At 69.4% G+C, this 17,931-nt stretch carries 14 protein-coding genes; 9 read left to right on the top strand and 5 right to left on the bottom strand.

Annotated features, from left to right (window positions below):
* Position 1 precedes the first annotated feature (1 nt).
* Positions 2 to 2,347, bottom strand: a complete 2,346-nt coding sequence (locus ACFV9T_RS00415; protein ID WP_385435848.1) for an ABC transporter permease — start codon at positions 2,345 to 2,347, stop codon at positions 2 to 4.
* Positions 2,344 to 3,069 carry an ABC transporter ATP-binding protein gene (locus tag ACFV9T_RS00420; protein WP_385435849.1) on the bottom strand — a complete coding sequence of 242 codons (726 nt, stop codon included), beginning with the start codon at positions 3,067 to 3,069 and terminating at the stop codon, positions 2,344 to 2,346. The genes ACFV9T_RS00415 and ACFV9T_RS00420 overlap by 4 nt, the downstream gene beginning before the upstream one ends.
* 162 nt (positions 3,070 to 3,231) lie before the next feature.
* Here ACFV9T_RS00420 and ACFV9T_RS00425 point away from each other — a divergent pair, with 162 nt between their 5' ends.
* Entirely contained in the window at positions 3,232 to 4,590 is a 1,359-nt protein-coding gene (locus ACFV9T_RS00425) for a sensor histidine kinase (protein WP_385435850.1), read from the top strand.
* Complete coding sequence (locus ACFV9T_RS00430) at positions 4,587 to 5,306, top strand: response regulator (RefSeq protein ID WP_385435851.1); 720 nt, start codon at positions 4,587 to 4,589, stop codon at positions 5,304 to 5,306. Before ACFV9T_RS00425 ends, ACFV9T_RS00430 begins: the two co-directional genes overlap by 4 nt.
* Before the next feature lie 28 nt (positions 5,307 to 5,334).
* Here the strand turns inward: ACFV9T_RS00430 and ACFV9T_RS00435 are convergent, their stop codons facing one another.
* Positions 5,335 to 6,168: a PIG-L family deacetylase gene (locus ACFV9T_RS00435; protein ID WP_385435852.1), complete on the bottom strand. Its 834-nt coding sequence runs from the start codon at positions 6,166 to 6,168 to the stop codon at positions 5,335 to 5,337.
* 325 nt (positions 6,169 to 6,493) lie between these two features.
* A complete protein-coding gene (locus ACFV9T_RS00440; RefSeq protein ID WP_385436121.1) occupies positions 6,494 to 6,964 on the bottom strand; it encodes a DIP1984 family protein in 471 nt (156 codons plus the stop codon).
* Between the two features lie 390 nt (positions 6,965 to 7,354).
* Here ACFV9T_RS00440 and ACFV9T_RS00445 point away from each other — a divergent pair, with 390 nt between their 5' ends.
* From ACFV9T_RS00445 to ACFV9T_RS00460, 4 genes are all read left to right on the top strand, one after another.
* Positions 7,355 to 8,434, top strand: coding sequence for a polyprenyl synthetase family protein (locus tag ACFV9T_RS00445; protein ID WP_385435853.1), 1,080 nt, complete (start codon positions 7,355 to 7,357; stop codon positions 8,432 to 8,434).
* A gap of 93 nt (positions 8,435 to 8,527) precedes the next feature.
* A complete protein-coding gene (locus ACFV9T_RS00450) occupies positions 8,528 to 10,171 on the top strand; it encodes a prenyltransferase/squalene oxidase repeat-containing protein (RefSeq protein ID WP_385435854.1) in 1,644 nt (547 codons plus the stop codon).
* 4 nt (positions 10,172 to 10,175) lie between these two features.
* Positions 10,176 to 11,546: a cytochrome P450 gene (locus ACFV9T_RS00455; protein ID WP_385435855.1), complete on the top strand. Its 1,371-nt coding sequence runs from the start codon at positions 10,176 to 10,178 to the stop codon at positions 11,544 to 11,546.
* On the top strand, positions 11,546 to 12,640 hold the full coding sequence (locus tag ACFV9T_RS00460; RefSeq protein WP_385435856.1) for a hypothetical protein: 1,095 nt from the start codon (positions 11,546 to 11,548) through the stop codon (positions 12,638 to 12,640). Before ACFV9T_RS00455 ends, ACFV9T_RS00460 begins: the two co-directional genes overlap by 1 nt.
* A 201-nt stretch (positions 12,641 to 12,841) precedes the next feature.
* Here the strand turns inward: ACFV9T_RS00460 and ACFV9T_RS00465 are convergent, their stop codons facing one another.
* Positions 12,842 to 14,422: a glycoside hydrolase family 32 protein gene (locus ACFV9T_RS00465; protein ID WP_385435857.1), complete on the bottom strand. Its 1,581-nt coding sequence runs from the start codon at positions 14,420 to 14,422 to the stop codon at positions 12,842 to 12,844.
* Between the two features lie 205 nt (positions 14,423 to 14,627).
* Here ACFV9T_RS00465 and ACFV9T_RS00470 point away from each other — a divergent pair, with 205 nt between their 5' ends.
* From ACFV9T_RS00470 to ACFV9T_RS00480, 3 genes are read left to right on the top strand one after another with little or no spacing between them, the layout of a single operon-like run.
* Complete coding sequence (locus ACFV9T_RS00470) at positions 14,628 to 16,037, top strand: extracellular solute-binding protein (protein ID WP_385435858.1); 1,410 nt, start codon at positions 14,628 to 14,630, stop codon at positions 16,035 to 16,037.
* Complete coding sequence (locus tag ACFV9T_RS00475) at positions 16,034 to 17,017, top strand: carbohydrate ABC transporter permease (protein ID WP_385435859.1); 984 nt, start codon at positions 16,034 to 16,036, stop codon at positions 17,015 to 17,017. Before ACFV9T_RS00470 ends, ACFV9T_RS00475 begins: the two co-directional genes overlap by 4 nt.
* A gap of 14 nt (positions 17,018 to 17,031) precedes the next feature.
* Positions 17,032 to 17,931 (top strand): carbohydrate ABC transporter permease, encoded by a 900-nt coding sequence (locus tag ACFV9T_RS00480; RefSeq protein WP_385435860.1) that lies wholly within the window; start codon positions 17,032 to 17,034, stop codon positions 17,929 to 17,931.

Consider the following 17,931-nt stretch of genomic DNA (forward strand, 5'->3'; position numbering starts at 1 on the left):
CCTATTCGGTGCGCAGGGCCGTGGCCGTTCGGGTCCTGGCGGCCCACCCGGCGGGCAGAAGCGCACCCAGGGTGGCGATGAGCAGGCCGCCGAGAGCGAGCGGGAGCAGTTCGGCCCCGTGGTAGACGGCGCTGACGGAACGGGGGAAGCGGAGCCCCACGCTGTCGCCCATCGCGGGGAGGACCCAGCCGTGCAGGGCCACACCGAGCGGCACGCCCAGAGCACCCGCGACGAGTCCGGTCACGACGACCGAGGTGAGGACCATCGCGACGGTCTGCCGGGGAGTCATGCCGAGCGCCTTGTGGACACCGATCTCCCGGACGCGCTCGCGGGTGTCGAGCAGCACGCTGTTCAGCACGCCGAGCGCGGCGACGGCGACGAGCATCAGCGTGAGGATCCCGGACAGCGCGATGAGCGTGCCGACCATGTCTCCACCGGCGCCGGGCCCGCCGACCTGAGCGGTGGCGCCCAGGGGCGCCAGGTCCCTGTTCAGCGCGGTGACGTAGCCGGTCAGGTCGGTGCCTGACGTGACCGCGATGTGATGGCTCGTCTCCGTCAGGTCGGGGTGTGCGGCCGTGAGGGTCGAGGCGCCGGTGAAGACCTGCATGCCGTCGTTACGGGGGTCGAGGACCTCGCCGACGATCCGGACCGTGACCGGCTTGGCCAGGCCGTTGAGCGTGACGGTGTCGCCGACGCGGGTGCCGGTGGCGGCCAGGAAGGGGGTCGGGACCACGGCCTCGCCGGGCCTGTCGAACCAGCGGCCCGAGACCATCGTGTAACCGCCCCAGGAGGCGTCGCCGGTGAAGGCGTTCACGTCGACGGTGCCGGTCAGGCCGGACACGGTCGCCCGTACCGTCGCGGTGCGGTAGTACTTCCCGGTTCCGTCGGCGGCCTCGATGGCCGCGGCGACTGCGGCGGGATCGGCCTTGGGCCGCTTCTCCAGAGCACGCCCCGGGGGCCCGAAGTCCGGCAGCGGCGCGGGCACCGTGACATCGGCGGCGTCATGGGCCTTGGCCTTCATCACCTGGCCGAGCGAGGCGCCCATCCCCACGGTGAACGTGACGGCGATGGCGCCGAACAGGATCGCCGTGCCCATGGCCAGCGCGCGGGCGGGCCGCGCGAAGGGCCGGGCCAGGCCCAGGGCGACCGGCTGCGGCAGCGGCAGCCGTCCGGCCAGGCGGGCCGCCCACCGGCCGCGCCCCGCCCCGGCGGTGCGCCCGACGGCGAGCGCGTCGACCGTACGCAGCCGGCCGGCCCGCCAGGCACTCGCCCACGCGGTCACCGCCACCAGGCCGAGCACCCCGGCGATCACCGCCAGATCGACCCAGGGGGCGACGGCCAGGGACGAGGTGCCGTAGACCTGCTCGGTCTCGGCCATGACGGGGACGGCGAGCAGATGACCGGCGAGGACACCGAGGACCGTACCGGCGGCGGCCGGGATCAGCGCCTGGCCCACGTAGGCCCGCACGACCTGGGCCGGGGTGAAGCCGACGGCCTTGAGGATGCCGATGCGGCGCGTCGCCGTGCCGACGGCCGACGCGACGACGTTGCCGACGATGAGCGCCGACATGACCAACCCCAGAGCGCCGAACGCGATGAGGAACGGGACGTAGACGGCGGTGTCACGCTCGGCGCTCTTCCTGACGGTGAGCCAGGACTGTTCGCCGACGGCCCCTCCCGGCGGCAGGGACTCCGTCACGGCCTCGCCGCCTTCGGTGATCCGCGCGGCGGTGCCCGCGTCGGTGAAGCGGTAGAGCATCTGGTAGCCGCCGCTGCCGGGTGCGGTGAGCGCGGGCATCTGGGACGGAACCACCCAGGCGTCGGCGGTCTGGGTGACCGATCTGGCCACACCGACCACCGTCAGCGCCGGACGGCCGGGCAGATCGGGGAAGGTGAGCCTCATGCCCATCCTCGGGAAGAGCGAGGCGTTGGCGGACAGCACGATCTCGCCGGAGCGCGTGGGCCACCGCCCGTCGATCAGCGCCACCTCGTCCACGTCCCGCCCCGGATCGCCCCGGCCGACCACGGTCATCGGCCACTCGGGGCCCCCGTCCGACCGTGGGGTGACCGTCGCCGTACGGAACGGCCCGGCCGCGGCGCTCACCCCTTCGGCGTCCCTGGACTTCGACAGCTGCCCGGCACCCACCTTGCCCGCGTCGAACCGCACGGACAGATGCGCGCCGTGCTGCTCCGCGAAGGCGTCGTCGAAGGGCGCGCCGGACACCACGAGCAGCGACCCGCCGAGGACGGAGGCGGCCACCGCCATCATCGTGGCGAGCCCGATCACCAGCGTCCGCACCCGGCGTCGCCCCACCCCCGAGCGCACCACCTTGCCGAGCGCGCTCATCGGACGGCCTCCGAAGCGGCGGCCTCCGGGCCGACGGCCTCCGACCGGACGACGTCTTCGGTGATCCGGCCGTCGGCGATCCGGACCGTACGGTTCGTGCAGGACCGGGCCAACTCCAGGTCGTGGGTGACCACGACGATGGTCTGGCCCTCGGCGTTGAGGGCGGTGAGCAGCCTGCTGACGTCCTGTCCTGCGGCCGTGTCCAGGGCCCCGGTCGGCTCGTCGGCCAGGAGCAGCGCGGGCCGGTTCATCAACGCCCGGGCCACCGCGACGCGCTGCCGCTCGCCGCCGGACAGCCGCCCCGGGTAGGCGCGGGCGTGCCGGTCGATGCCCAGCAGTTCCAGGAGTACCGCCGCCCGGCGGTCCGCCACCCCACGTGCCATACCCGCGAGGCGCGCGGGCAGGGCCACATTGTCGGTGACGGTCAGATCGTCGAGCAGGTTGAAGAACTGGAAGACCATGCCGATCTTCGACCGCCGGTAGAGCGCCAACGCGGCTTCGCCCAGCCGGTCCACCCGAAGCCCGTCCACGGTGACGGTCCCCGTATCGGGCCGGTCCAGGCCCGCGATCAGATGGAGCAGCGTGGACTTGCCGCTGCCGGAAGGGCCGAGGATCGCGACGGCCTCGCCGCGCCGCACGGTCAGCGACGCCCCGTGCAGAGCGGGCGGGCCGTCGTCGTATCGGCGGCTCACCTCGCGCAGTTCGATCACCGGCATGGCCATGAGAAGGCTCCTCGGGTACGGGCGGTTGGCTTGCGAGAACGCTAGGAGCGGGCCCGGCCCGCGCGCGTCGCCCGCCCGGACTCTTTGCGGTAACGCGCCGGGATGAGCCCCGGAAACGTCATCCCTGCGATGTAGTCGGGCGATGTATCCGGGGCGCCGGGAATGACCACCGGGACGGACTCCGCAGGTCCGCGCGGCGGCGACAATGAACCGGTGACGGCCTTACGTACGACGCTGGAGCGGCTGCGGGAAGCCGCCCGCCGGACGGTCCGCGACGCCGGGCTGCCGAGCGGTCCAGCACTGCGGCCCACCCGGCGGGCCTGGCAGTTCGACGCGCTGGTGGCACTGGCACTCGGCATCGCCACCGTCTACTACGGCGTCGACAACGTCGGCGTGGTCGTGAGGCGGGAGATCGCACCCGGCGTGGAGCACATGGCGCCGCGCCCGTCCGGCCCCGGCGGCCTGGTCTTCATGGTGTCCCTCGCGGTCATCGCCTCGGGGGCCCTGGCGCTGCGCCGCCGGTACCCGCTCGCCGTGCTGTGCGTCGTGACGGCCGCGACCCTGGCGACACCGGAGAGCGTCATGCGGCTGACCTTCTACGCGTTCGTCATCGCCGTCTACAGCGCCGCCGTGTACAGCCCGTACCGGGTGGCGACCCTGACGGCGCTGCCGGTGTCGGTCGTCCTGGTCGGCACCTCGGGGAACTCGGTGACACCGATCGTCCCCAACAACTACATCGCCCTGCTGATCCTGGTCCCGATGGCCGTGGCCGCCGTCGGCCTGCGCACCTGGAAACTCCGCACCGACGAGGGCCGCATCCGGCTCTCCGCCCTGGAGCGCGAACAGGCCGAGGCGCTGCGCCGGGCCGTGGAGCACGAGCGGGCCAGGATCGCCCGCGAACTGCACGACGTCGTCACCCACAACGTCAGCGTGATGATCATTCAGGCGGGCGCCGCCCGCAAGATCATGAAAACCTCCCCCGAGCAGGCAGGCGAGGCACTGCTCGCCGTCGAGGCGGGCGGAAGGGCGGCCATGACCGAGCTGCGCCACGTCATGGGCCTGCTCACCATGGCCGACCAGGGCGAGGGGACGGAGGCGGACGCGGACCTGGCCGATACGGCGGCGGAGCTGGCCCCGCAACCCGGCCTGGACCAGCTGGAAACGCTGGTCGGACGGGTCCGGGACACCGGACTGCCCGTCGGCCTGACCGTGACCGGCCCGCCCCGCCCCCTCCCGCCCGGCCTCGAACTCGCCGCCTACCGCGTGGTCCAGGAAGCCCTGACCAACACCGTGAAGCACGCCGTGGGCGCCACCGCCGCCGTGACCGTCGAATACGGCCCGGAACGGCTCCGAGTGGAAGTCACCGACACCGGTGGACACCCGGGCGCGGGCACCGGAAGCGGCCGGGGCCTGATCGGCCTGCGCGAACGCCTCGCCGTGTACGACGGAACCCTGAACACCGGACAGCGCCTGACCGGCGGCTTCCGTGTGGAGGCCCTGATCCCCTTGGAGACACCGTGACCGAGCCGCCGCCGCGTGTGCTCCTCGCCGATGACCAGACCCTGGTCCGCACCGGATTCCGGATGATCCTCAGCGCCGACGGCATCGACGTCGTCGCCGAGGCGACCAACGGAACCGAAGCGGTCGAAGCGGTCCGCCGCACCCGGCCCGACGTGGTCCTGATGGACATCCGGATGCCCGAGATGGACGGCCTGGAGGCCACCCGCCGCATCCTCACCGGCGCCCACGCCCACGCCCATGGCCCCGGCACACCCCGCGTCATCATCCTGACCACCTTCGACCTCGACCGGTACGTCTACGCGGCCCTGTCCGCCGGGGCCAGCGGCTTCCTCCTCAAGGACGTCACCCCCGAGCAACTGACCGCGGCCGTCCGCACGGTCCGTACCGGCGACGCCCTCCTCGCGCCCGCCATCACCCGCCGCCTCGTGCAGAGGTTCACCCAGCGCGGCGGCGACACCGCCGCCCTCCACCGCGACCTCGCCTCGCTCACGCCGCGCGAACTGGAGGTCCTCGGCCTGCTGGCCCGAGGACTGAGCAACGCCGAACTCGCCACCCGCCTCCACCTGGCCGAGACGACCGTCAAAACGCACGTCGCCCGCATCCTCGCCAAACTCGGACTCCGCGACCGCGTCCAGGCCGTGATCGCCGCCTACGAAACGGGGCTGGTCAGCGCTGGCGCACACGAGGCCGCCCAGCAGCCCACCGAGCAGCCGTAGACCGTTGCCGAGGGCGGGGCGGGGCGGATCAGCGCAGCCCGGCGAAGAGGTCGTTCTCGGGTACGGCGGCGCCGGTGGCGTCCTTGACCCGCAGGTAGGTCTCCATGCCCATCAACTCGCCGAACCTCTCCTTGCCCATCTTGAGGAAGAAGATGTTCTCGCCCTGACTGGCGTGCGCGGCCAGCGCGTCGAACTTCTGACCGCTGAACGCGGTGGTGTCCACCCACGTGGTGATCTCATCGTCGGGGAGGCCGATCTCGGCCAACGCGGCGGCCTCGGCAGGGTCCGGCTCCGGCATGTCCTCATCGAACTCGCGCATGGTCTCCCCGAACCGCCGCATCGTCGAGTGCGGCATCGTGGTCCAGTACACCTTCGGGGTCAGCGTGGTCATCTCCAGCGCCGCCATCGTGATGCGGTGGGCCTGGATATGGTCGGGGTGGCCGTAGAAGCCGTTCTCGTCGTAGGTGACGACCACATCGGGGCGGTAGTGCCGCATGAGTTCCGCGAGCCGGGCGGCGCCTTCCTCCACGGGGGTCTGCCAGAAGGACCCGGGGTCGTCGTTGCTCGGCCAGCCCGTCATCCCGGAGTCGGGATAGTCCAGCATCTCCAGATCGCTGATCTTCAGAACGTCACAGCTGGCCTTGAGTTCTTGACGGCGCATCAAGGCGACGGCCGCCGGATCGTGCCCGGGATCGCCCGGCTTGACACCCCCCGGTCCGTCACCGCAACCGCCGTCGGTACACGTCACGAGAACCGTGCGGATGCCCTCCGCCGCGTACCGCGCGAGGACCCCTCCGGTTCCGGTGGCCTCGTCGTCGGGGTGGGCGTGTACGGCCATGAGCGTCAAGGGCCGGTCAGTCATGGAACAGTCCTCCTGCGGGAATACGTCTTGGTCCAAGTAATCGATGCAACCGTCCCGCCGGGACGGCTGTTCCCTACGCGGCCGCCAAGACCGCTGCGATGTGGAAAGCCCCGAACCCGCCCTCGCCGCCTCGGATCTGCACGTGGTGATGTGCTGTGCGATGTGCACCTTTACCTGTACGCGGTGCTGAGCTGCACTGTTGATGGGGAGTCGAACCCCGCGTTGCTCTTCACGTGCCAGGAGTGGGCTGGATAACCGCCAGCCCTCGGTGTGTGCACGCCTCCGAAACCGCTACCTGCTCCACATCCCCAGCTCGCTGGGCCACTCAGTCCAGCAGATCGACTTCCCAGTTCGTGCGCTGGATCCGCACATCGACCTCTCGGATCTCCCGGGCGAGTGCATCCGCCTGCCCGCGCAGTTCCGCGACCGGAAGCGCGGAAAGCATCATCAGCTCGGACCGGAGCTGCCGCCCGTATCCCCGCTCGCCCTTACCCGTCGCCGCGTCCGCCGCCGCGGTGACCACGGAGTGGCGCAACCGCAGGACATCCCGGCGTGCGAGGGCATCGGTGAGCGTGCCGTCCGGACCCATCTCCACGGCGGCATTGGTCCGGTTGATCCGCCGGATCAACGTTTCCAGAGCGTCCAGCACCTCACCGGCCTCAGCCAACAGCTGAGCCGCGTCCTCGGCGGGTGTCTCACCTTCCTGGTGCCGCGCACTGCTGACAACGCGCGCTCGCAGCTGCTCCACGCGGCGGGTCGCCTCCGCACGTTCCGCCAGTGCCTCAGCAAGCTTCACTGTCTCCCCCTCCATGAGCTCGCACGAGTATACGAGCACGGCCCAGCTCATCCGCACCTGGATTTTGGTCCGCCGGAGCCCCCGCAGGAGTCCCAGGACGAGTTCTGATACACCCCGCCCGTACGGACGGGGAGGGCGCGCATCAAGCGTGCATGGGGTGGACAGCGCTCGGCATGGGACAACGTCACATGCAGCGTGGTGAGGATGCGCGGTGTCCGTCCGGTGCTCCTTCTCGAACCCGCGCGTCTCTTCCGCCTGGACAAGCCGCGTGGGAATGTCCAAAGCAGGCCACGTAGCAGCATGGCCGAGAGGCCAGATCTGAGTCAGACGGGCGATCGCCACCGTGTCCGAAGCGAAGGTCCTCACTGCTGCGGGAGCTTGGGAGGCGACATGGCCACGGTTGGCGCCGAGCTGCCGGATGCGGACGCCGTGCGCAGCCGGGTGAACTGCTGGCTGGACGGTTTCCTGGAGGGAAAGGCCCAAACCGCCGTGGGACTGCGGATGCCCGCCGAGGCACACCAGTGCCTGCGCGACTTCCTGGCGGCCGGCGGGAAACGCCTGCGCCCCCTGGTGTGCGTGAGTGGCTGGCAGGCCGCAGGCGGCCGCGGTGAGCTTGGTCCGGTCGTGGCGGTGGCGGCGGCGTTGGAGATGTTTCACGCGTTCTGCCTTGTCCACGACGATGTCATGGACGACTCCGCTACCCGACGCGGCGCCCCCACTGTCCACCGCCGCCTCGCGCGACACCACCACGACGGGCGGAGCACGGCGGCAGCCCGTCGTCTAGGTGCCAGCGCTGCGGTCCTCGTCGGGGACCTCGCTCTGGCCTGGTCCGACGAACTCCTGAGCACCGCTGACCTGACTTCTCACCAGCTTCAGGCGGTGCTGCCGCTGATCCATGTCATGCGCGACGAGGTGATGTACGGCCAGTACCTGGACGTCACCTCTGCCGGCCGCCCCACTGCGGATGTGGAGAAGGCACTGCGGATCGTGCGATACAAGACCGCCAAATACACGATTGAGCGGCCCCTGCACATCGGAGCCGCCCTCGTCGACGCCCCGCCCACAGTGCTGGATGCGCTGAGTGCCTATGCCTTGCCCGTCGGCGAAGCCTTCCAGCTCCGCGACGACATCCTGGGTGCCTTCGGCGATCCGACAACGACAGGCAAGTCGTCCTGGGAAGACCTGCGGGACGGCAAGCAAACCGCGCTGATGGCCTTGGCCCTTCAGCGCGCCGATGCTGTCCAACGCCGAGTCCTGCTCACCCGGGTTGGCGATCCTGCCCTGGACGAGGACGGCGCCACCCGTATCCGGGACATTCTCACCGCCACCGGCGCCCTCAGAGCGGCCGAGGACATGATCAGCCACCGCCGCGAGCAGGCCCAACACGCCCTGGACCACGCCCCGTTCCCGCCCACCGCGACCGCCGCCCTGCGTCAGGTCGCCGACGCCGCCGCCGTAAGAACCACATGACCGCACCGAAGGTTCCGACACGTGGGTGGTGGCGTCGCGGCACCACCCACGGCCCGCGTGTAGTCAGCCCTCAGGGAGAGGAAAGGGACGCCCATGGCGCTCATCCCCAATGCTGCCGGTTCGTCGTCACTGAAGGCCAAGGCCGACCAGATCCTCGCTGACAGTCTTGCCGACCCGTTGGGTTCGATGACCGCAACCTGCTACGACACAGCACATCTTGTCCGACTTTGGACTCGCTCGGCCGATCCCCGTATCGGGGCACTGGCCATGCCTGCTGTGGCCTGGCTGCTGCGGAGCCAGAATCCCGACGGAAGCTGGGGCGCTGGCCCTGCCCCGGCCGGCTACCGCTTCGTCCCCACGTTGGCTGCGGTCTCCAGCCTGCTCGCTGTCTCGGCCACACGCACCGCCGGGCAACTGGCAGCACCGGCTGGTGATGCCGCGCGCCGGGGGCTGCTGTTCCTCACCGCCGATCCGCACCGATTCGGCCCAGCCGGTCTGCCGGACACCGTTGCCATCGAACTGATCGTCCCCTCACTGCTGGAAGAGATCTACGAAGCACTGGAAGCGGAGCCGATCTGCCGAGAGGCCACCGGAGCGGCCAGGACTCCCACGGCACCCATGGTCACCCGCACTGGCATAGGCGGTCTGCTGGCCGACCACGGTCCATGGCGAACCCGCCTGGACTTCCTGCGACAGGCAGCGCGCCAAGGACTGGAGTACCCTCCCCAACTCGCCTGCAGCCTTGAGATCTTCGATACCCCGCCGGCCACCGTTCCGGCATTCACCGACGGACACATCGGCTGCTCACCATCAGCAACCGCAGCAGCCTTGGAATGGACTGGCACAGCACCCGAGGCCGCCGCGGTCGACTATCTGGAACGCGCCGCGGACCGCCACAAGAACGGATCGCTGCAACACCTGATGCCCCTGGCCACCTTCGAACGCGCTTGGATCGCGAGCACCATGTTGCGGCTGGGCATCGCGGTACCGAAACGGACGGCCGACCAGTTGGCCGCCTACTTCACCGGAAAGCTGGCATCCGGTGGTGTCGCCATGGGGCCGGGGCTTCCGGAGGACGCGGACATCACGTCCACGATGATCTTCAGCACGCACAAGCTCGGCTTGCGCGCCGATCCCGCCTGCCTGTTCACCTTCGAGCGCGAGGACTGCTTCACCAACTACCCCCAGGAACGCACCCCGTCTGTCACCACCAATGCGCACATCCTCGAAGCCCTCGGCAGCTGGTGCGAGCGGACGCCGGCTCCCGCCCGGCGCTACGCCGCCGGCCTGGACAAGGCGCGCGCCTTCCTGCTGGCTGCCCAACGGGCGGACGGCGCGTGGGACGACAAGTGGCACAGCTCCCCCTGCTACGCCACGTACTGCGCCGCACTCGCCCTGCACACCCATGGTGGAACCGATGCCCGTCCCGCCGTAGAGCGTGCCGCTCAGTGGATCACCGCCACCCAGCATGACGACGGATCGTGGGGCGTTTGGTGCCCCACCCTGGATGAGACCGCTCACGCCCTGCACCTGCTGCTCAGCCTCGGTCGCCCCGCTCACCGGGAAGCAATCCACCGCGCCGCGGCCTTCCTGGCCCAAGCCCGCGATGCCGGCCCGGCCGATCCGGTCCGCACTCCCCTGTGGCACGGCAAGGAACTCTACGAGCCCCCACGCATCATCGACGCCCTCATCGCCAGCGTCCTGCACCGCTACCACAGCACATGGACCACGCGATGACCCGATGCCCGACCCTACGGGAGCATGGATGACCGCCTCACATGGCGACGCACCGGGAGCCCTGCCGCTGATCGGCCACCTCCTGCGACTGGTACGCGATCCGCTGCGATTCGTCTGCTCCTTGCCGCACTGTGCCGATCTCGTCCAGGTGCGGGTCGGCCCCTGGAAAATGATCGCAGTCTGCGACCCGGGCCTGACCCGTCAGCTCCTCGTCGATGACCGCACCTTCGACCATGGCGGCCCGTTCATGAACCGTAGTCGCCAGCTCCTGGGCAACGGCCTGGCCACCTGCCCGCACGCCGATCACCGGCAGCAGCGACGCCTCATCCGGCCGGCCTTTCACCGCACCCGCGAAGCCGGATACGCCAGAGTGATGAGTCAGCAGGCCGCCGAACTGATCGGCTCCTGGCACGACGGACAGATGATCGACGTCTTCCCCGCACTCCAGCGGTTCACCGCTCGAACCACGCTCACCGCCCTGTTCGGCCGGACGCTGCCGCCCTCCACGCTCCGCGGAATGATGGGCGACCTCGCGATGATCGCATCCGGCCTCTTCCGGCAGATGCTCACCCCGCCGCCTCTGGACAGACTCCCCACTCCGGCAAACCGCCGCTACGAGCGAGCCCGCACGAGCCTGCGGCGTACCGTGGCACAGCTCGTCGCCGACCGCCGGACGACCGGCATCGACCACGACGACCTCTTGTCAATCCTCATGGGAATCAAGAGCCAAAACCGTGGCGGCGCCCCTGCACCGTCGGACACCGACATCGCTGACCAGGTCCTGACGTTCTACTTCGCCGCAGTGGATACCCCGGCCACCGTCCTGTCCTGGTCCCTGCACCTCCTGGCCCAGCACCCGTATATTCGACAGGCCCTGTGCGCGGAGGTCGACACGGCCCTGCACGGACGCGTCGCAGCCTACGAAGACCTGCCGAACCTGCCACTCACCAGGAGGATCATCACCGAGACGCTCCGCCTGTACCCACCCGGCTGGCTCCTGACCAGGGTCACCACCACCGACACCGGACTCGGCGGGATCCCCATCCCCGCAGGGACCACCGTGCTGTTCAGCGCCTATCTCATCCACCGCCGCGCTGACCTCTACTGTGATCCTGACCGATTCGATCCTGACCGGTGGCTCGAAAATCCCCGGACACAGCTGCCTCGCGGCGCCTTCATCCCCTTCGGCAGCGGCCCGCGCAAGTGCGTCGGCGAGGACTTCAGCTGGATCGAGACCACTCTCACGCTCGCCTCCATCACCGCTCACTGGACTCTCGCCCATCTCCAGGGATCCAGTGTCCGCCCAGCGCCCCGCGGCATGCTCTACCCCGAGAACCTGCACATGTGCCTCACCCGACGGCAAGGAGTCCGGTGATGCCCGAAGTCCGCATTCACCCCGTCGAGCTGCCGTTCCCGCCCCCCTCACACAACCCGCTCCAAGACCGGATTCTGCCCCCCACCCTGGAGTGGGGCCGCCGGGTCGCACTGATCGGATCCACCGCCGCTGAGAACCGGCTACGCCGCGGTGGCTACGCCGCCATGATCGCGCTCTGGGCACCCACCATCGTCGACCTGCCCCGCCTGAGCCTGCTGACCGACTGGACCCTTTGGTACGGCGTACTCGACGACCAGATCGACGAGGCGTCGGCCGGCCTGCACCCAGACCGGCTCGCCGAACTCTTCCAAACCCTCCGCCGCATCACCCACCACGACAATCCCGAACCCGCACCCGCCGGCCCAACCACCACAGCGCTCGCCGACCTCTGGCACCGCACCACACCCGGTACGCCCTTCTTCTGGCAACAGCGCCTGCGCGAGGACCTCTCCAGCATCCTCACCGGCTCACTGCGCGCCGCGACCCACCGCGCCACCCAAGCCCCCATGGACATCGCCACATGCGTACAGGTCGGCAATGCCACCCGAGGCATGCGCCTGCTCCACGACCTGCAGCACCGCATACACAACCTGTACCTGCCCGACATAGTCCACGCCACCACCCCGTACCAGACCATGCTGACCGCCGTTGAGAACTACACCTCCATCAACAACGATCTCGTCAGCTACGAGCGGGAAGCCGCATTCGGAGAACTGCAGAACCTCGCGATCATCCTCCAGCGAACCCATCGCTGGACACCCCAACAAGCGATAGACCACCTCACTGAACAAAGCGGCCAGCAGATCCAGGACTACCTGGCCGCCGAAAGGGCCCTGATCTCACTCACGCGTGCCCTACGCCTCCCGGCCGACGTCATCGACTCAACCGAGCAAGCCATCCATCTGATGCGTGCCCTGCTTCACGGGGGCCACGCATGGCACTGGGGAAGCGATCGTTACCAGCACGGCACCGACATCACCGCCAACCTCCACTCGCTGGAGGACTCCTTCTGCCTCGGTCTCCCCGGAACACCATCACCCGCACCAAGGCCGCAGCCTCAGCGAACCGGTGAGATACGAGATTCCCGCGACTGAACCCCGGACCGCCCCGTAGCAGTCGGCGGTGGTGGTGATGGACTCGTGCCCGAGCCTTCGTATTCGCAGGTCAGAAGGGTCATTCTGAGGTGGGGCGGGTGGGACTCGGACCCACGGCCGACGGATTATGAGTCCTTTGAGGATCTTGGCGGACCTTGGCGATCAACGGCCGTTCGTGACGTCGGACCCACTCGCGTCGGCTCAGACCGTGAACTCCCGGATCACCGTGTTCCGGAACACCGCCTGCCCGTCGATCGTGAAGAGGGCCAGCCCTGTATCGGACGGGTCGGGGAAGGCCTCGGTCGAGTGCACGTAGCGGCCGTCGCCTACGAACATCTCGACGGACGTGCGGTCGACGAGGATCCGCAGGCGGACCGTCCGGGCGGACAGGTCGAAGGGCGTACGGCTCTCCTGCCAGCGGCCGGAGGTGTCGGGGCTGATGGTGTAACCGCGGTTGACGAAGGCGTAGCCGCCGTAGATCCCCGCGTCGATGTGCCGCCCACCGTCCGGAGACCGCCGCAACTGGATCCCGGCACCGGCCAGTTGATCCCAGGTGATCTCGCAGGTCAGCTCGTACGCGGTACCCGTGTAGTCGAGCAGCCGCGTGCCGTCGACGGTGATGTCGCCGAGGTTCACCGTACGCGACACATGGTCGTCCAGGGCCGCCACCGGCTGGGACGCCAGGTAGTACGTACCCGACGACGTACGCTTCAGCCGCACCTCGCGGACGATCGAGTCGGTGCCGTTGAAGCCGTCGCACTCGATCGTGGGCGTGGTGTTCGCGTAGTCCCAGTGGTTCATCCAGCCGATCGCGTACCGTGCGGCCGGGTCCAGGGCACCGTTCGCGTCGCGTTTGTCGAAGGTGACCGCCGCGTACCAGTCCCAGCCGTGGTCCAGCCACTGGGGATCGGATGCGTCGGCGGTGAAGGTCGTGCCGTCGAAGGAGCCCGTCCAGTACGCGAAAGTGCTCGGCAGCCCGGAGCCCTTGCCATTGGCGCTGACACCCAGCACCCACTTCCAGGTGCCGTCCTCCGCCCTGATGCGGAACAGGTCGGGGCACTCCAGGACGCCGATGCCACCCTTGATGAAGCCGCCGGCGTACGTCCACGCCTTGAGGTCGGCGGAGTGGTAGAAGCCCACTTTGTCGTTCTCGGCGAGCGCCATCACCCACCGCCCGCGCTCCTCGTCGCGCATCACCTTGGGGTCGCGGAAGTCCCGTACGCCGGGGTTGGGGAGGACCGGGGCGGTGCCGTGGTTCGTGAAGGTGCGGCCGCCGTCCGTCGAGTAGTACAGGTACTGCGCCTGGGTGATCTCGTCGGGCGCCATGGTGGCGATGACGATCACCGCGCCCGCGCCGAAGCCCGCCGTACCGTCCGTGTCGACCACCGCCGAGCCGGACCAGACATCGCCATTGGGGGTCGTGTCCTTGGGCACGGCGACGCCTCGGTCGGTGAAGGAGACGAGGTCGGTGCTGGTGGCCAGGCGCCAGGCGGTGCCGGCTGTCGTGCCGCCCGTCGAGTAGTCGGGGTTGTAGAGGTAGTAGTAGTGGTACTCGCCGTTGATCCAGATCGGGCGCTGGGGGTCGTTCATCCACTGGTCGGGGACCGTGAAGTGGTACTCGGCGCGGTAGCTGCCCGTGCACGCGGCCGCCGCCGCACGGGGCACCGCCACCGCCGGTCTCCCGAGGTCCGGCAGCAGAGCACCGGCGGCGCCGGCGGCCGAGGCCGCCAGCAGCGACCGCCTGGACAGCGTCCCCTCTGGACCCGGCGAACCCCTCTTCATGCCACGCATCATGCGGCTCCCTTCCCCGACGTCGTCGGGACGCGGCTCATGTGGCCGGAACCGTACACCTAACTCGTTAAAGGTCAAGCCCTCGCGCACCGCCCCTTCACGTAGCTTCCGACCCGCCCACATCCCTTGACAGAGCCGCGACGGGGTTCTCATCATCATGGAATCCCCCTTCGACTAACACGAGTTAGGTTCGTCGATGACCGACTCACTCCTCTCCCGCCGGGCCCTGGTGCGCTACGGCGCGTACGGCGCCGGAGCCGCCGCTCTCGCCGGTGTCGCGGCCGGCTGGGACCGGCTCACCGCCGCCGACATCCCCGGCCGGGACGACGGCTCGCTCGTCATCGCCACCCTGGGCTCCGCCTTGACCCCCGAGGCACAACGCGCCCTGCGCGATGGATTCCGCGAGGTCCACCCCGACATCAAGATCCGTATCAACCCCGTACAGGCCTACGACTGGTCGGACTTCTTCTCCAAGATCCTCACCCAGATCGCCGCGGGCACGGCACCCGACCTCGTGTACGTCGCCACCGAGGGCGTGCAGCTCTTCGCCCGGCGGCTCGGCGTACCGCTGGACCGGTGGGCGAGGCGGGACGCGGCCGAACTGCGCGAGTACTTCGCCGACGTCCACCCCGCGCTGGTCGAGTCGATGATGTGCGAGGGAAGCCTCTACCAGCTGCCGGTCGAGTTCAACGCGGCCGACATCTACCTCAACAACCGGGTCCTCGAACGCGCGGGCGCCGACCTCCCCGACGACGACTGGAGCCGTGACGACTTCACGGCGCTGCTGCGTGCGATGAAACGCAGCAACGGATCCCGGTTCACCCCGTACTTCTGGACCAACCGTCTGTGGGGCGGAGTGGTCCCCTGGCTCTTCGCCAACGGCACCAACCTCCTCTCCGAGTCCAAGGCTCCCGGGGGCGACTGGCTCTGGAACTCCTTCTATCCCGAGGCGGAGCGGCGCGGCCGGGGCGGCGGTTACCGGTGGACAACCCCCCAGGCCGACTCCGACCGCGTCGCGGAGGTCTACGACTACCTCTCCTCCCTCATCCAGGAGGACCTGTGCACCCGGCCCGAGGGCGGCGACGGCCGGAACCTCGTCGGCGTGTTCTCCACCGGCCGCGTCGGTGTCACACCAGCGGGCGGCTTCTGGTCGGGCGGCCTGCATGACGCCGGCATGAAACCCGGCGACTACGACGTCCGGTACTTCCCGCGCTGGCGCACACGGCGTCACCAGTTCGGCGCCGCCGGGTACGCCATGCTGCGCACGTCGAAGATGCGGGACGAGGCCTGGGAGTTCATCAAGTACACCGCCCGCAAAGACGTGATGACCCAGCTCTTCGCAGCCAACCAGACCACTCCGGCCCGCCGCTCCATGGTCGACGCGGCCCGCTACCGGGAGACCGGCCCGGCCCACTGGCAGGTCTTCTACGACACCCTCGACAAGATCCCCACCACCGGCCCGATCCCGGCCCCGCCGCAGGTCAACGAGGTCGAGCAGCTGCTGATCAAGCACACCGGAACCGCCCTCGCGAGCCCCGGCGCGGTGCGTCCCGCGCTGCGCCGGCTGCAGGAGGACCTGGAGCAGGCAATGGAGCGTGGAGTGTGACGAACACCGAGATCAGACCCCTGCGACCGGAGTCCGTCCGTACCCGCGAGAGCCGCAGGACCCGTCGGAGTCGTGAGGCGTCCGAGTCCACGGCCACCACCGCCCGCACCCGGGGCGCCCGCCTGCTCGCCGTACTGTTCCTCGCGCCCACGGTCGTCGGCATCGTCGTCTTCACGGTCGTACCGATCGTCGGCTCGGTCGTCCTCAGCCTCTTCCAGTGGGACGTGATCGAGGACCCGCGCTGGGCCGGAGCGGCCAACTACCGCGACATCCTCACCGACTCGACGGTCCTCGTCTCCTTCCGCAACACGCTCGTCTTCATGGTGCTCGCGGTCGCGCTGCAGCTGCTGATCGCGCTCGCGCTGGCGATCGCGGTGAACGGCGGGATGCCCAAGTGGCTGCGGTCCGTGTTCCGTTCGGCGTTCTTCTTCCCGCTGGTGCTGTCCGCCGCGTCCATCTCGGTGGTGATGAAGTACCTGTTCAACCAGGACTTCGGTCCCGTGAACTGGTTCCTCGGCACCGTCGGTATCCCCTCGGTCCCGTGGCTGACCTCGGAGAACGGGGCAATGGCGGCCGTGGTCCTGGCGTACGTCTGGCAGCAGTTCGGCTTCTCGTTCCTGCTGTTCGTCGGCGGCCTGAACAACATCCCGAAGGAGGTGCACGAGGCGGCTTCGCTGGACGGCGCGAGCGGGGTTCGCAAGCACCTCGCCATCACCCTGCCGCTGCTGTCGCCCACGCTGCTGGTGGCGTCCGTGGTCGGCATCATCAACGCCCTCCAGGTCTTCGAGCAGCCTTACGTTCTCACGGCCGGTGGTCCTGGCGACTCCACACGCACAGTCGTGATGGTCATCTACGAGACAGCCTTCGAGCAGCTCCGCTTCGGCGAGGCATCCGCCGTGGGCGTCCTGCTCTTCGTCTTGATCATGGCTGTCACCGCTCTCCAGTTCCGGCTCAGCCGGCGTTACGTCCACTACCAGTGAGCCGGGTGAGTCAGATGAGTACGAGTTCCCTCTCGGGTCCGGCACCGGCTCCGACGCCTGGTTCCCGCACGAGCCCCACCGCATCGCGCGTACGGCGCGGCCTGGCGCCCTGGGCCCGGATCGCCGGCCTGGCGCTGTGCGCCCTGTTGACGCTCGGCCCGGTCATCTGGACGGTGTCGACGTCGCTGCGCACGCCGGCGGAGTCCTTCGACCTGCCGCCGAAGATCATCCCTGCGGACCCCACCCTCGACGCCTACCGCGGGGTCTTCGACCAGATCGACGTGTGGCTGTACGCGCTGAACTCCACCCTGGTGACCGCGCTGATCGCGGTCGGTCAGATGATCACCGCAGGGCTGGCGGGCTATGCCTTCGCCCGCCTCGAATTCCGCTTCAAGAAGCCGCTGTTCGCGCTGGTCCTGGCCACGATGATGGTGCCCTTGCAGGTCACGATGGTCCCGGTCTTCCTGGAGCTGAAGACGATGGGTCTGACCGACACCCTGCTCGGCCTCATCGTGCCGGCCTTCCCGACGGCCTTCGGCACCTTCCTGATGCGCCAGTACTTCCTGGGCATGCCGAAGGACCTGGGCGAGGCGGCGATGATCGACGGCGCGGGCCCATGGCGTGTCTTCCGCTCCGTGTACGCCCCCTTGGCGGCCCCCGGCCTCGCCATCGTCGGCGTACTGGCTTTCAACTACCACTGGAACGAGTTCTTCCGGCCGCTGATCCTCGAAACCTCCACCGAGAACCTCACGCTGCCCCTGGGCCTGGTCTCCCTCCAGGGCAACCTCGGCACCGGCTCGATCTCCGTCGTCCTCGCCGGGGTCGTCCTCTCCATGATCCCCGCCGTCCTCGTGTTCGTCGTCGGCCAGCGCCCTCTGCGCGAGGGCATCACATCCGCAGGAGTCAATCGTTGA

The organism is Streptomyces sp. NPDC059850, assembly GCF_042731515.1.
Classification (GTDB): domain Bacteria; phylum Actinomycetota; class Actinomycetes; order Streptomycetales; family Streptomycetaceae; genus Streptomyces.